The sequence below is a fragment of the Microseira wollei NIES-4236 genome, assembly GCF_020521235.1.
Taxonomy (GTDB): Bacteria; Cyanobacteriota; Cyanobacteriia; order Cyanobacteriales; family Aerosakkonemataceae; genus Microseira; species Microseira wollei.
In genome coordinates, this window is record NZ_BLAY01000058.1 from 17,440 (window position 1) to 31,013 (window position 13,574).

Annotated in this window: 12 protein-coding genes and 1 pseudogene; 8 read left to right on the forward strand and 5 right to left on the reverse strand. The window is 42.4% G+C overall.

The annotated features are described in order from the left end of the window. Positions 1–108: 108 nt before the first annotated feature. From MiSe_RS53885 to gntT, 4 genes are all read left to right on the forward strand, one after another. A complete protein-coding gene (locus MiSe_RS53885) occupies positions 109–729 on the forward strand; it encodes an RNA-guided endonuclease InsQ/TnpB family protein (protein ID WP_307731473.1) in 621 nt (206 codons plus the stop codon). A 19-nt stretch (positions 730–748) separates the two neighbouring features. Next, on the forward strand, positions 749–1,216 hold the full coding sequence (locus tag MiSe_RS53890) for an RNA-guided endonuclease InsQ/TnpB family protein (RefSeq protein ID WP_307731474.1): 468 nt from the start codon (positions 749–751) through the stop codon (positions 1,214–1,216). Between the two features lie 371 nt (positions 1,217–1,587). Next, positions 1,588–2,328, forward strand: a complete 741-nt coding sequence (locus tag MiSe_RS19670; protein WP_226583996.1) for a hypothetical protein — start codon at positions 1,588–1,590, stop codon at positions 2,326–2,328. A gap of 120 nt (positions 2,329–2,448) precedes the next feature. Beyond that, entirely contained in the window at positions 2,449–3,828 is a 1,380-nt protein-coding gene (gene gntT / locus MiSe_RS19675) for a guanitoxin biosynthesis MATE family efflux transporter GntT (protein ID WP_226583999.1), read from the forward strand. A 161-nt stretch (positions 3,829–3,989) separates the two neighbouring features. Here gntT and solA read toward each other — a convergent pair whose 3' ends face one another. Next, positions 3,990–5,129, reverse strand: a complete 1,140-nt coding sequence (solA, locus tag MiSe_RS19680; protein WP_226584003.1) for an N-methyl-L-tryptophan oxidase — start codon at positions 5,127–5,129, stop codon at positions 3,990–3,992. Between the two features lie 403 nt (positions 5,130–5,532). Between solA and MiSe_RS19685 the strand changes: the two genes are divergently transcribed. Beyond that, entirely contained in the window at positions 5,533–6,579 is a 1,047-nt protein-coding gene (locus tag MiSe_RS19685; RefSeq protein ID WP_226584006.1) for an L-histidine N(alpha)-methyltransferase, read from the forward strand. A gap of 717 nt (positions 6,580–7,296) precedes the next feature. On the opposite strand, the gene MiSe_RS19690 is transcribed toward MiSe_RS19685, so the two are convergent. Then, positions 7,297–7,722, reverse strand: coding sequence for a hypothetical protein (locus MiSe_RS19690; protein WP_226584009.1), 426 nt, complete (start codon positions 7,720–7,722; stop codon positions 7,297–7,299). A gap of 8 nt (positions 7,723–7,730) precedes the next feature. On the opposite strand from MiSe_RS19690, the gene MiSe_RS19695 reads away from it, so the two are divergent. Together MiSe_RS19695 and MiSe_RS19700 are read left to right on the forward strand one after the other, a co-directional pair. Beyond that, a complete protein-coding gene (locus MiSe_RS19695; protein ID WP_226584012.1) occupies positions 7,731–8,246 on the forward strand; it encodes a helix-turn-helix domain-containing protein in 516 nt (171 codons plus the stop codon). After that, positions 8,216–8,629: pseudogene (locus tag MiSe_RS19700) on the forward strand (transposase family protein); the annotation flags it as partial. The gene MiSe_RS19695 and the pseudogene MiSe_RS19700, both read left to right, overlap by 31 nt. A 51-nt stretch (positions 8,630–8,680) precedes the next feature. Here MiSe_RS19700 and MiSe_RS19705 read toward each other — a convergent pair. Beyond that, on the reverse strand, positions 8,681–9,049 hold the full coding sequence (locus MiSe_RS19705) for a hypothetical protein (protein WP_226584014.1): 369 nt from the start codon (positions 9,047–9,049) through the stop codon (positions 8,681–8,683). Between the two features lie 465 nt (positions 9,050–9,514). Between MiSe_RS19705 and MiSe_RS19710 the strand changes: the two genes are divergently transcribed. Next, positions 9,515–11,173: a DUF1565 domain-containing protein gene (locus MiSe_RS19710; RefSeq protein ID WP_444980523.1), complete on the forward strand. Its 1,659-nt coding sequence runs from the start codon at positions 9,515–9,517 to the stop codon at positions 11,171–11,173. 861 nt (positions 11,174–12,034) lie between these two features. On the opposite strand, the gene MiSe_RS19715 is transcribed toward MiSe_RS19710, so the two are convergent. Both MiSe_RS19715 and galK read right to left on the reverse strand, forming a co-directional pair. Then, positions 12,035–12,409 carry a signal peptidase I gene (locus tag MiSe_RS19715; protein WP_226584018.1) on the reverse strand — a complete coding sequence of 125 codons (375 nt, stop codon included), beginning with the start codon at positions 12,407–12,409 and terminating at the stop codon, positions 12,035–12,037. Continuing rightward, on the reverse strand, positions 12,409–13,479 hold the full coding sequence (gene galK, locus MiSe_RS19720) for a galactokinase (protein ID WP_226584020.1): 1,071 nt from the start codon (positions 13,477–13,479) through the stop codon (positions 12,409–12,411). Before galK ends, MiSe_RS19715 begins: the two co-directional genes overlap by 1 nt. Positions 13,480–13,574: the final 95 nt, after the last annotated feature.

Here is a 13,574-nt window from a genome sequence, read left to right on the forward strand (position 1 = left end):
CGACAGCGAAATGTTTAGTGGGGGATGAATGGCGGACAAGATCTATGGTACTTACTCTTTTCTTAGAAAACTATATCTAATTTTTTTAAAGCATGTTATTGTTGTAACATGCTAACAATAACCTACGAGTACAAGCTAGTACCAACGCTGGAACAAATAAAGATTTTTGACGAGTGGTTGAAAATCTGTAGTTCAGTGTGGAAGTTTGCGCTTAGAGAACGCAAAGATTGGGCTAACTCTAGGAAGTGTGACATAGACCGCTGTAGCATTAATCAGGAATATATTATTCCGGTTGATACGAAACGTCCTACCTATGCTAGTCAGTGCAAGGCATTGACAGCAGCGAAGAAGGAATACCCTGCCTTAAAAATCCCGCAATCTCAAGTGCTGCAACAAGTGTTAAAAAACTTGGAGACAGCATTTGTATCAATGTGGGAACGTGGATTTGGTTTTCCTAGATTTAAGAAACCAGGTAGGATGCGCTCGTTTGTGTTTCCACAAATGAGTCGCGTCGTGGCTGGAGATTATATTGACTTGCCCAAAATTGGTCAGGTTAAGATGATTCTCTCCCGTCCAATTCCTCAAGGATTCGACCTCAAACAGGCTCGAATCGTGAGAAGGGCATCTGGTTATTATGTGATGCTGTCTTTGCAGTGTGACGTACAAGTACCGGATATTCTGCCTCATGGTCACCCGGTAGGAATCGATTTAGGGTTGAACGCTCGTTAAGGCTACATCTGAGGGAGAGTTGATTGCCAGAGCCAAATTTTTTGTTGATGCTTCGCGTAAGCTTAAATTGCTACAGAGAAGACTAAAACACAAGAAGAAGGGTAGTCGTAACTGGCACAAACTCAACCAAAAGATAGCCTTGCTGCATGAACACATCTCTAATTCCAGGAAAGATTGGCACTTCAAGAAGGCTCATTATCTGTGTAATAGCGCCGGGATGATATTTGCTGAAGACTTGAATCTCAAGGCAATGTCTAGAGGGATGCTGTGCAAGCACACTCTAGATGCGGCGTTTGGGCAGTTTCTCAACATATTGCAGTGGGTATGTTGGAAGCGAGATGTCTATTTCGCCAAGGTGAACTGCAATGGTACGTCTCAGATCTGTCCAGTATGTGATGCTGATACGCCCAAAGATTTGAGTGTTAGGGTTCATTCCTGCCCAGAATGCCAGTACCAAACAGATAGAGATGTGGCAGCGCGAGAGTAGTCAAAAAACCTGGATTGAGATTGATAAGTGCTGAGGGACAATCAGTGCTAGAAAATGTCTGTGGAGATGGTCTACCGGGGACAGAAATGTCTAGGCAAGAATCTATGAAGCAGAAACTCCGTAGCGGTGACTTTATGGAATCCCCTTCTATAATTGCGAGCGCGTAGCGTGAAGCAATTTAGGAGGGGAGGATGTCAATCCCAGTTTTATCAAAGGCAGCCTGACTAAGCCTGTCCATTGGCCTTGCCTTGCCTCATTTGTAATACCACAACCCAGTTGCGGTGAGCTTTTACGGAATTGCTTGATTTTTACAGAACAATAGAATATGATGCCAGTGTAAAGTTCGAATTGACCCAGAGTCGCTACGTCAAATGACAGGTTCGTTGTATTCTAACTTAAAAACTGATTCTTCCATGGTTTCCATTTATGAAAAATCAAGCAATAATATTTGGAAAAAATTACTGAATAGACAATTAAAAGCTATAGAAGGTTACGCTTGTCAAGAGTTCTTAGATGGAGTGCAAACACTGAGAGATATCATGGAAACAATACCTGACATAGATAAGCTTTCTGCCAGAATAGACAAACTTACTGGTTGGAAATTATATCCAGTAGGTGGATTAATTGAATCTGAAGAATATTTTAACCTCTTAGCTAACAAGCACTTTCCTGTGGCAACTGTGATTCGTGGTGCTGATAACTTAGACTACTCTCCCATACCAGATTATTGGCACGACATTTTCGGTCATATTCCTTTGATACTTAACCGAATTTATCGAGATTTTGTTGAGTTCATTTCACGTGAAATTGTCAGGGCTAAGGAAACGGATAAAGAAAAGCTATACACCATTTATTGGTACGTAATAGAAGCGGGAGTTTGCCGTGAGAATGGTGATCTTAAGGTTTTTGGTGCCAGTCAATTATCAAGTTATGGAGAAATTGCCTACGTCTTTAGCGACCAACCTCAGATTATTAACTTTGATTTGCTCAAGCTCTGCGATACATCAGTTAATATTCACGAGATGCAATCAACGATTTATGAAATTACTTCCCTTGATTACCTGAAGGAAATCAAACCTCAGATTAAGAGGATGCTTGAACATTCGAAGTAAATAAAAAATCATGTAAGCTGTCGAATGGTGATGCGTATCATGACAATATAATCGCGATACGTATCATGACAATATAAATGAAAACGGCAAAGGTTTCGGGGCTAAAAAGTGAGGTAAAATTTGCAGACATACAACTATATTATTCGTTTTTTCCGACTAGCCATCGCTAACACTCTATCCAATATAATGATACCTCTAGCAGGTTTAATTAGTCTTACCTTTGTCGGCCATTTGAGTAATGCCAGCTACTTATCTGGGATTATCATGGGCGCAATTTTATTTGACTTTATCTACCAGAGTTTGATATTTGTACGCATGGCTACTACTGGACTAACTGCTCAAGCAGTAGGAAGTAATAATCAAGAGGAAGTGCTGTTGATAGGGTTTCGTAATAGCATAGTGGCTCTGGGATTAGGTATCATCATCCTGGTGTTACAGCATCCTTTACAGCAGTTAGGATTTGCTATTTTAAGTGGTACACCAGAAGTCGAATTGGCTGGAATTGATTATTTTAATGCTCGTATTTGGGGAGCACCCGCAGTATTACTCAACTTTGCGATCTTGGGTTGGCTTATGGGACGGGAAGAAGGGGGTAAAGTCTTGCTGTTGTCACTGGTAGGAAATAGTGCAAATATCGCCTTAAGTTATCTATTTGTTGTTCAGTGGAATTGGGCGAGTATGGGAGCAGGCTTTTCCGAAACTTTGAGCCAATATCTAATGTTGTTACTAGGGTTAATTTTAATAGCTGTACAGATTTCACGGACAGACATCCAAACAGATATCAGAGCGATTTTGGAACAAAGTTTCCGATTATCAAATTATAAATCAATCCTGGCTTTAAACACCAACATTTTAGTCAAAACTCTGACAATCATCTTGGCGTTCCTCTTGTTTAATTACTTAAGTTCCGAGATGGGCACAATTACCTTCACTCAAAATGGCTTGATGTTAAATATCGCAATCTTAACCTTCTTCCTTTTGGAAGGAGTGGAAATGGCGACAGAAAGCCTGACAGGAAATGCACAAGGAAAAGGAGAGCAAAAAACTTTCGTTTTTTTGCTGGGGATGTCAGGGGGAACAAACCTTGTGATTGGACTGACTTTTGCCTTAGCTTGTGTTGTTTTCCCCCAAACGATATTGGGGTTGTTAACTAATCATGGGGAATTCATCGAAGGAATTTACATTTATACTCGTTGGTTAATTCTTGTCCTTGGATTCGCATCCCTTTCTTTTACACTAGAAGGCTTTTTCCTGGGTTTAGCAGAAGGACGTATTCTTCGTAACGCCTCTTTAGCTTGTTTTGGATTAGGATTTACCCCTGTGGCTTTTGCAGCTTGGTATTTTCACAGCAATCATCTACTTTGGTTATCGCTATCGATGTTTATGTTAGTCAGAATGCTATCACTGGGAACACAGTTATTATTCAGATACATCGAGGTTGACCTTCAGGATTGGGTGTGGAAAAAATTTATTACTCAATTGGAAAACAAGGAAGAATAATGCACTCTACACAAGAATCAATGTTGAGTGATATAGTTTCCTCTTGCATCGGAATTACTGCGCGTAGGGGCAATTAGCAATTAGCAATTAGCAAGAAAGACCAATCATTCCGATGTAACCGGATTTGATATGAGATTTATGTTTGGTCTTTGGCAACACTTTTAACCAAAACGAAATGCACTAAAGAGGCTAATATCATGTTCGGTTTTATCTTCTAGGGTTAGATCGCACAAAATTTTACCAACAACGTTACCAAATTTGAATCCATGTCCAGAAAAACCTGCAGCAAAGACAATCTGAGGATATTCTGGATGTCGATCAATGATAAAGTGTCGGTCTGGAGTCATGGTATACAAGCAAACCCGTGAAGATTTGGGTACAATATCCAAATCAGGAAGATATTGGGAGTTAAAGTCGCGTAGAAGCTGCACTATATGTTGGTCAGGAGTATAGTTAACCTCAGACACATGATTCACTGGCTGTCCTTCATTAAAATTTACTTTAACTCCAACATCATGATTATAGGGAAATCCATAAATGATATCTCCGAAGAATTCATGTAGGAAACCGATGAAAATAGGAAAATTTCCTACTTCATATGCAGAAATACGATCTGGCTCAAAGCAACTATATTGAGCACGCATGGTCACTAAAGGTAAATTTATGCCTAGTGGTGACAAAACTGATTGTGCCCAAGAGCCTGCTGTTATGATTAATTTATTTGCTATGTAACTATCTGTTTGAGTGGTTATTTCCACATCATAGGCATTTACGGTAACTCTAACAACAGGTGTATCTTCTTTGACAATAGCGCCATGTTGTTTGGCTAAGTGTATATGGGCGAGAACACACTTGGAAGCAGCTAAAAAGCCTATCTCTTGTTGATAGTATACCAACATGTCCTGACTGAGGCAAAACTGCGGGTAGCGAGCGCACAATTCTTGGGCACTTAAGAATTCATAGGGAATATTTGCACTTTGAGTACATTTAATATACTCTGGCAAAATTTTATTTTCCGGTAATCCAAAAAAAAATCCCCCTGTTTTGGTGTATAGGGTTTCCCCAGCTTCAGCTTCGAGGGCTAACCAACCCGGATAAGCAGCCTTTGCTAACTCTATGTAAGTAGGATGATTATAAATATAACGGATGATCCGAGAAGAACCATAAGAACTACCCTTTTGATGATTAATAGCAAACTGTTCCAGCAGTAAAACCCTTTGTCCGGCTTTACTTAAATGATAAGCCGCAGCGCTACCCATAGCACCTGCACCGATGATAATTGCATCAAATATTTGTGGCATATATTTCTAGTGTTTTAAACTATAAAAACTCAACTTGCTAGTTAATCGAAAAGAGCCGACCAGTGTGGGTAAGACAAATATAAGCTCCGTTGCCAAGGCGATCCGCCCGCGCTGGTCGGATCGCTCCTACCCTCCAAGGCTATCTTTGAAGCTATTTTATTATATAAACCCATCCTCTAGTCAACAGAGCGGAAATTTTTGTCAATCGCCTCTCCCTAGCTACCTGTCTGGTAAAAAACTAAGTAATTTAAGTAGCTAAAACGACAAAAATATTACAAAAATACTTAGATAAACCCTGGTGACAGTCTCGGTAGTTTGATCCAAGTTAAGGGCTCGCACTACGCGGGTAAATTAGGTTGGCGATCGCTTGCGATAACTAGCAACTTGAGTTATAATAAATATATTGCCGGAAAAAAAGAAAAAAATGCTTAATCAGTCGCCACAAAAGAATTTTAATTCTTCATTTGCCCAGGATATAGTAAGTTTATTAGTAGGAAGTAAAGGTGGACATTTAGATCCTTACCTATACTCAGATCCAATGTATACTGGCGATCCAGTGAAAGGAGCAATTCTGTTAGCAGAATTTCAAAACTCACCCAACTACTATTTATATAAAGGTGAAACCTATTTATTAACGAAATTTGGGCAAAGAATTGCTAATGTCTTGGGAAAACAGGTGACATTAATTGATTATGGTCCTGGTCCTTCCGAGTCATTTATGCGGAAAACTTTACCATTGTTACAAGCTTTAATAGAGCCACAGGGATATATAGCGATTGATTTATGTATGAGTTATGCAGAGTCAGCCGTAGAAAACTGCCGTAAACATTTTCCAAATTTACCAGCGAACTATCTAATTAAAGATTTTTACGATCGAGAAGTTGATTGCGGAAAATATGACAATCCAGTTATCTATTTCTTAGGTAATAGTATATCTAATTTACACCATAAATCTTCTGGGGAAGACTCCACTTTAGGCGCAAATGCAATGGAGCAAAATGCTTTGACGATTGAACGATTGGGGATAATTCACCAACAATTGGGAAAAGGTGGATTTTTGGTAATTAGTCAGGATGCAAATCAAAATGAAGCCTCAATGATGAAGGCATATGCTAGTAAGAATGGTACGGATTTTGTCCTGAATGTTCTCCACCGCATCAAAAGAGATTTAGAGTTAATTGATTTTGAGCCTAATGCTTTCGATCCATTAATACAATGGGATGATAATACTTATTGTTTATCAATCTATGCTGTTAGCCAAAAACGTCAGACAATTCGGATAGCTGAAAAGGATTATGTCATTGAAGCTAACCAAAAGTTGCATATTTCTAATTCGCACAAATATCCCGTATCTTTCTTTCAGCAAATGGCGAAAGCCGCTGGTTTTACGCCAATTGAGTTTTTCTTAGATCAACAAGATAATATGGCTATTCATGTACTAATTAGTTAACTGATATCTTGCACCAGTAGAAATGCTCGCCTTGTGGTTGATACCAATTGATGAGAGAAAAGGGCGTGAAATGATGGAAATCCCGATTTAGCCTTTAGGACTGGCTGGTAGTGAGGAGCATATCACAGCATTAGTCCAGGTGACCAGACCTACTCAAATTGATGAGATTGCACGGACGATTAAAATCATGTCCGGTTGAATACCCATAGTTAGGACTGACGCCCAGACGCCGGGAGGCACCGGACGAGGAGAATTTTAATTAAGGGTGATTTGCCGGACATCATATAATTCTTTAACTAACAGTTTGCTTGACTTATATTATGACGGTGAAAGTGAGATTATCCCAGAGAAGCGCGATCGATCGGCTGATAAATCTCCTCGTCTTGGTCTTGGCATTGAAGCTAGTTAAACCCAAATTTGCTTCGCGTCTAATAATCGCGCATAAATTCCCTCTTTGTCCAAAGTCCAATACCTAGCAACTTGAGTTAGTACCAAATATCAGAGTGTACTGTTAAAACTAATGTTGCTATCTATATCCGTGTTATAGCCTGACTAGAATAACTAGAATAATAAGCGTTGAAAATGGTTAAAACCGTTGCTGTTAACACAGCAATAGAATATTGCTTTTTATGCATTTTTATTTCCTTGTTGCGTCGGTGAATTTTTAGCCAAAAAATTTTGGATTGTAGTCAAGAGAAGATCTGACAAAACCTTTGTTCACGGTTGAGTGAGATAAAAATCAATAGGAAGTGTGGATACCTCACCTATCCAGATATCTTCCATTTTGATTGGGTCACTTGCTGACGGGGTGGAAGTTGGTTTTTTCCACATGGGTTTGAAATAGACTGTTTCACCCGCAAAACCCGTCTTTTCCCATACAGGATAGGGGTTTTCATAAGTGAATTGAACCCAGTAAGATCCTGTTTTGAAATTACTAAACCACCAATAAGTACCATCCTTCCTCATAAATTCAAAATTGAGTTGATTCTCAAACCAATAAAAATATCCTTGCCGCCAAAATAGTTCACTTTCTCCTGGCATCAATAATTTGAAATCAGAAGATTCAGGAGTGGTGGTTACATTAGACCTCGACAACAAACAAACTATCCCGCGAGCGCGTGGGGTAAAATAGAGTTTTACCATTGCTAAAAATGAGCCTACTGAGAGAATATATAGAAAAGCACCCATCAGAAAGCCAAAGGTTAGTGGGAATAGATTACGAGCAGCTAATAGAGTTGATCGTTCAAGCCGAAAGATTACATAAGGAGAAACAACTTGCAGTAGCACAGAAAAAAACGAGAATAATCAAAGCAGGAGGGGGTAGGCAGCCAAAATTAAGCTTGACCGATCAGGTAATCCTGACATTAGTATATCTGCATCACTTACCGACATTCCAGATGCTAGGAGTTCAGTTTGGAGTAAGTGAATCAGCAGCCAATTATATATTTCACTACTGGCTGGGAATTCTCAGAGAACTGCTGCCAGCGTCGCTAGTAGAACAAGTAAAAAAAAACGCCTCAGAATGGGAATGGATTGAAGAAATATTAAGCCAATTTGAGTTAATAGTGGATTTGGCGAGCAGCCCCGTCAAAGACCAACGGAGTATCAAGATCAAAAAAAGTATTATTCAGGCAAGAAGAAAAGGCATACATTTAAAAACCAATTAATAGTAATGCCTAAAGGCCAAGAGATAGTGGATGTAGTAGTAGGAAAGCCAGTCGCAACCAGCGACATAAAAATTTGGCGATCAAGACGGACAGAGTTAAGTGATAACCAAAAGTTTCAACTCTATAAAGCTTATGTGGGAGATCCAGGGATAGATACACCTCATAAAAAAACTAAAAGTCAAGGAATTACAGTTGAACAAAAACAGGAAAATCAAAAAAAGGCCAAAAAAAGAGTAGTGGTAGAACATCTGATTAGGTTGGTAAAAACATTTCGGATAGCTGCCGAAAGATTTCGATTAAAATCCTCAAGATATGAGCAAGTAATTTTGACAGTATGTGGATTAATCAGATGGCGAATAGGCGCAATAGTTTTAAATAGTTAAAAGCCCTAAAAACTTTGAGTAAATATGATATCAGATTACCTGATAAATCCGCTATAATTTGACTGCAACACTGCCAAAGCCTGATTTAAACGTTGGTTTTGGACTGCCTGCCCTTTCGGGGGCAGGCAGTCCAAAACCAATATTAGAGAGGCTTTGACAGTTTTTGGAGAGGTCTATTGGCATTTGGTCCGTAACGTGGGATTTTTTTCTATTTATTTCAAGGAAGTCTGGAAGTAACGAGAAAAGTAAAAACCGACGAGGATTAGCTGTATTATTAGTAATCCCAATGCCAAACTGAACTTGAGTTTTAGCAGCAGGGCGATTAGGTGGAATTTGCAGTATTCGCTCTGGCATCACTGTTTTAAACTCAATTCCATCCACTTCAACGGCGTTGCTTTCATTCGATTCTCGTGATGTCATATTGGCAACCCTCTCAAGAATTACTGTTATTTTTTAATCTAAGTAAAAGCAAATAAGCAAATAATTATACTTACTTGAGCGGGACTTACGCAAAGAAACTAAGGGCGATCCGAGAAATCGTTGATTTGGCAACCATAGATATGCCTCCCTTCCGCGCTCGCGCTGGCGCGCCGCGGCGCGAACGCGAACGACGGTCGAAATCGGGTTTCTGGCAACGCCCTTGCGTCAGTCCTGTTGATATAACATATTGACTGCCAACATAATTTTTAGCTTGATAAACTTTTTGGATCGCGCATCCCTTTGGTCACTTGAAGTCGAGGAAGCGTACGCAAACATTCCGACCCCACTATAACCCCAGCACCCAGAAATGGTATAACTTTCTCACCACAGTCAGCGTGGAACTCGGCAGGTTAATTGTTGGTCAAATTTAATTCACAACCATTGCAAGCTTCCCCAAACTCCGTTATGCACCATTTTTCCAGGCTAGAGAAGACCTCACTATTGGGCGGGGTAACATCCCCCCTAGTCGCAGTTTTATTAATTTTGACTGCTGGGAGTGCAGTTGCACCCCCCGTAGCAGCCAATTCCAATTCAACGCGCCTCGAAACGGCTCAAGTTCCCGTCGGTGCGAATATTATTTACGTCAACCCCCAAACTGGTAACGACAGTGCGGGTGCTGGTAGTAGCGAAACTGCGCCTTATCGCACAATTAGCTATGCGCTCCAGCAAGCGCAAGCAAATGCGATTATTCAGCTCCAACCAGGCTCTTATACGCCGGATACGGGCGAAGTTTTTCCCCTGACGCTCAAAAGCGGCGTTACTCTGCGCGGCGATGAATCTTCCAAAGGTCAAACGGTGGTAATTATTGGCGGCGGACAGTTTCTCAGTCCGACTTTTTCCCGCCAAAACGTGACGATACTCGCTCAAAACGATAGCCAGATTGCAGGCGTGACCATCACTAACCCGAATAAACGCGGCACCGGAGTTTGGGTTGAATCTACCAATCCGGTTATCCGCAACAATATCTTTATTTCCAATAAGCGGGATGGGATATTTGTTACGGGAACCGCTGACCCGAAAATTGAAAATAACATCTTCCGCGAAAACGACGCCAACGGTATTTCTGTGGCGAAGTCTGCCAAGGGCGAAATTCGCGGGAATTTGTTTGTAAATACGGGTTTTGGGATGGCTATCGGCGGTAATTCCACGCCTTTAGTCGTAGAAAACCGCATTCTGCAAAATACCGATGGAATTTATATTAACGATTCCGCTCGTCCGGTTTTGCGCGGCAATTTAATTGAGAACAACGCGCGGGATGGCGTCATCGCAACGATTAATTCTCAACCAGATCTCGGAACTGCTGATAACCCCGGTAATAACTTGATTCGCGGTAACGGTAAAGCTGACTTGAATAATTCCACCGCGAGCAATACTATTTCTGCTGTGGGTAACGATATCAACCGCAGTCGTATTACTGGACGGGTGGAGTTTGTTGCAGCACAAGTTAACCCGCCTGGTGGGGGTTCGGGGACTTTTGCCGATATCGAAGGTCATTGGGCGAAACCTTATATCGAAGCACTTGCTGCTAAAGGCATCTTAACCGGGTTTTCTGATGGTACGTTTCGCCCCCGCGAACCTGTCAACCGCGCTCAGTTTGCCGTTATTATCAATAAGGCTTTTTCTCCCCCTCCGGTGCGCCCTGCGGTGAGTTTTGCCGATGTGAGCCACAATTTCTGGGCGTTTCAAGATATTCAAGTCGCTTACCAGGGTGGTTTTCTGTCTGGGGTAGATAGTCGCACGTTTCGCCCCGCCCAGGAAATTACCAGAGTTCAAGCACTCGTTTCCCTCGCCAGCGGATTAAAACTGCCTCCTGGGGATGCCAGCATTGTTTCGCTTTACAAGGATGCAGCTCAAATTCCCGGTTATGCGATCGCTCCCATCGCCGCCGCCACCAAGCAGCAGCTGGTGGTCAACTTTCCCCAACAAACTTTCTTAAATCCCAACCAAGTCGCTACCCGCGCTGATATCGCGGCGTTTGTCTACCAGGCACTCGTTAACAAAGGTAGCGCCCAAGCTATTCCCTCGCCTTATGTGGTAAGGGTTTCTCAAACCAACCAACCTTAAGGTATCAGGACTTACGCGCGATGATCCTAGAAACCGGGTCAGGACTTACGCAAAAAAACAAAGGTGATATGAAAAGTCGCGAGATTGACGCATCACCTTTGTTTTTGGCCCCGTGTGCCTAAGTCCTGCGGGTTTCTTTGCGTAAGTTCTGGCTATACCTGTGTTGCGCCGCTTGCTCTTCCTCCGGGTAGAGGCAGCGCGCCATAGAGCTTAATTATCCTAAAGTAAAGCGCCAGTCTGCTTATATTTGCAGATCTGGCGCTCTACGAGTGACTTTATCAAGGTGTCACATTGTTAAGGTTAGGGTCTTTATCAAAGCTGACCCCATTTGAGCATCCCGTAAAGGAGGGTCTTATAGTCAGGGTCTTTATATTGGCTGACCCCGTTTGACATAACTATATTCACATCTATATTGGGAAAACTTAAATTTCATAATATTTTCTTTAGAATTGTCGCCCTTCGTGTCCGATTGTTAAATACTGTAAATTTTAGATGAATTTTACGCTGTATAAAACAATTTTCGCAAAAAGTGTGATAGGGGGGAGACAATCCTGGAGCCGCCATTGCAATCGCCATGATAGCCTATGGCTTCAGAATCAAGCCAAGGGGTGTCAATTTCGGGAAACTATAGCGGATTGCAGCCGCATGAGGTACACCGCACAGCTGTGTACCTCATATCGTTGACCGTTGCATCTAAATGATTAAAATTGGTTGAAGGGGCACGGCGGGAGAAAACCTTCTCGTTAAGGGCAAAGCTGATTGATGCCGTGCCCCTACAACGATCGTTGATACGATTGAAAATTTCTATAATTCCGATGCCTGCTCACCTGCTCACCTGCTCACACAGGCGAGACGCCTGTGCTACCCTGCTATGTCAACGCTATCGCCCTGTTTTGAGGGCCATCTGACGGTCAAAACGGTACAATCAGACTCAGCCAGCCACCAATGACGCACGCCTGGAAGCCAGAGTGCATAGTCACCTGGTTGAGATAGGACGACTTCTCGATCGGAAAATTGCAGGCGGAAGCACCCGCTAATCAGGATAGAAACTGTGGTAGCAGAAGCATTCACGGCCCACTGGGATCTGCCTTCCCCAGCTTTATGGGTCGCCCATTTTACTTCTACATCCGGGGTGGAACGAGGGCTATCGCTTGGTTCGATAAAATGACCGATGAACCAACCCCAGCGACTCGAACCATCAACAGCGGCATTGCCAACGATAACTTCCGACGGCATCAGGTAATCTCCGGAACTAATATGTGTCCTTTATAACCAGCATTTTCGTAACGGGTGAGGATGTTGCAAGCGATCGCATCTGCCTTCCCTTCCTCAACTAGGGCGACGCAAGCACCGCCGAACCCCGCACCCGTCAACCGCGCGCCGAAGACTCCCGGTGTTTCTTGTAACATTGCTACTAGGGTATCCAAGGGGGGGACGGAAACTTCGTAATCATCGCGCAGACTGGTGTGGGAAGCATTCATTAATTCGCCAAAGCGGATCGCCGATACACCGGAGAGTACTTGCAGCACTCTGTTATTTTCTGTCACGACGTGACGGGCGCGACGTCGCAGGGGTTCGGGTAAAATTTCTACAGCTTGCGGATCGGCGATATCTCTTAAAGCTTTAACTTTTAGCAACTTTGCCCCCTCCTCGCATTCCCCGCGACGTTGGTTATATCCACTACCTGCCAGCTTGCGAGGGACGCCGCTATCGATGACCAAAATTTCGGCACCGGCGGGGAAAGGTAATACTCGACGGTAGAGGGTACGAGTATCCAAAAATAACATTGAATTAGTATCGGCTAAACTCGATGCCATTTGATCCATAATGCCGCATTGGACGCCAGCATATTGAATTTCAGCTTGTTGTCCGAATTGGGCAATTTGGATATCATCGATGTTGAGATTTAAGAGCTTACGTAAACTCCTTAATGTCGCGACTTCCAAAGCTGCGCTGCTAGACAAACCCGAACCCATCGGTACGGAAGAAGTCACGTATAAATTTAGCGGCGGTATTGTATATCCGGTTGTTTCCAAAACTCGAATACACCCCAAAATATAGCTAGCAAATCCTTCTGTAGTGGGATGATTTTCTGAAATACTTACCTTTTGGTCGAGTTCTTGGGAATAAAAATGGTGCTGCGAATCGCTGCTGAAACTTAGTTGGACAGTCGTGCGTTGGGGTATTGCCGTTGGGAGAACAAACCCATCGTTATAGTCGGTGTGTTCGCCGAGTAAGTTTACCCTTCCTGGCGCACTTGCTTCTGTTTGTGGTGCGGTATCAAATACCTGCTGAAACTCTGGCATAATAGATAACTCAAAGGGAAAACATTGCTTTTTTTAGTTTTAGATCTGTGGGGGCGGGTTTATATATATTTTTGGCTTCTTTTATGTATTGTTGG

Excerpts from the sequence above, each read along its gene's own strand:
- MiSe_RS53885 (WP_307731473.1), top strand. The coding sequence starts at position 109 with ATGCTAACAATAACCTACGAGTACAAGCTAGTACCAACGCTGGAACAA.
- MiSe_RS19670 (WP_226583996.1), top strand. The coding sequence starts at position 1,588 with ATGACAGGTTCGTTGTATTCTAACTTAAAAACTGATTCTTCCATGGTT.
- solA (WP_226584003.1), bottom strand. The coding sequence starts at position 5,129 with ATGCCACAAATATTTGATGCAATTATCATCGGTGCAGGTGCTATGGGT.
- MiSe_RS19690 (WP_226584009.1), bottom strand. The coding sequence starts at position 7,722 with ATGGTAAAACTCTATTTTACCCCACGCGCTCGCGGGATAGTTTGTTTG.
- MiSe_RS19695 (WP_226584012.1), top strand. The coding sequence starts at position 7,731 with ATGAGCCTACTGAGAGAATATATAGAAAAGCACCCATCAGAAAGCCAA.
- MiSe_RS19705 (WP_226584014.1), bottom strand. The coding sequence starts at position 9,049 with ATGACATCACGAGAATCGAATGAAAGCAACGCCGTTGAAGTGGATGGA.
- MiSe_RS19710 (WP_444980523.1), top strand. The coding sequence starts at position 9,515 with ATGCACCATTTTTCCAGGCTAGAGAAGACCTCACTATTGGGCGGGGTA.
- MiSe_RS19715 (WP_226584018.1), bottom strand. The coding sequence starts at position 12,409 with ATGCCGTCGGAAGTTATCGTTGGCAATGCCGCTGTTGATGGTTCGAGT.
- galK (WP_226584020.1), bottom strand. The coding sequence starts at position 13,479 with ATGCCAGAGTTTCAGCAGGTATTTGATACCGCACCACAAACAGAAGCA.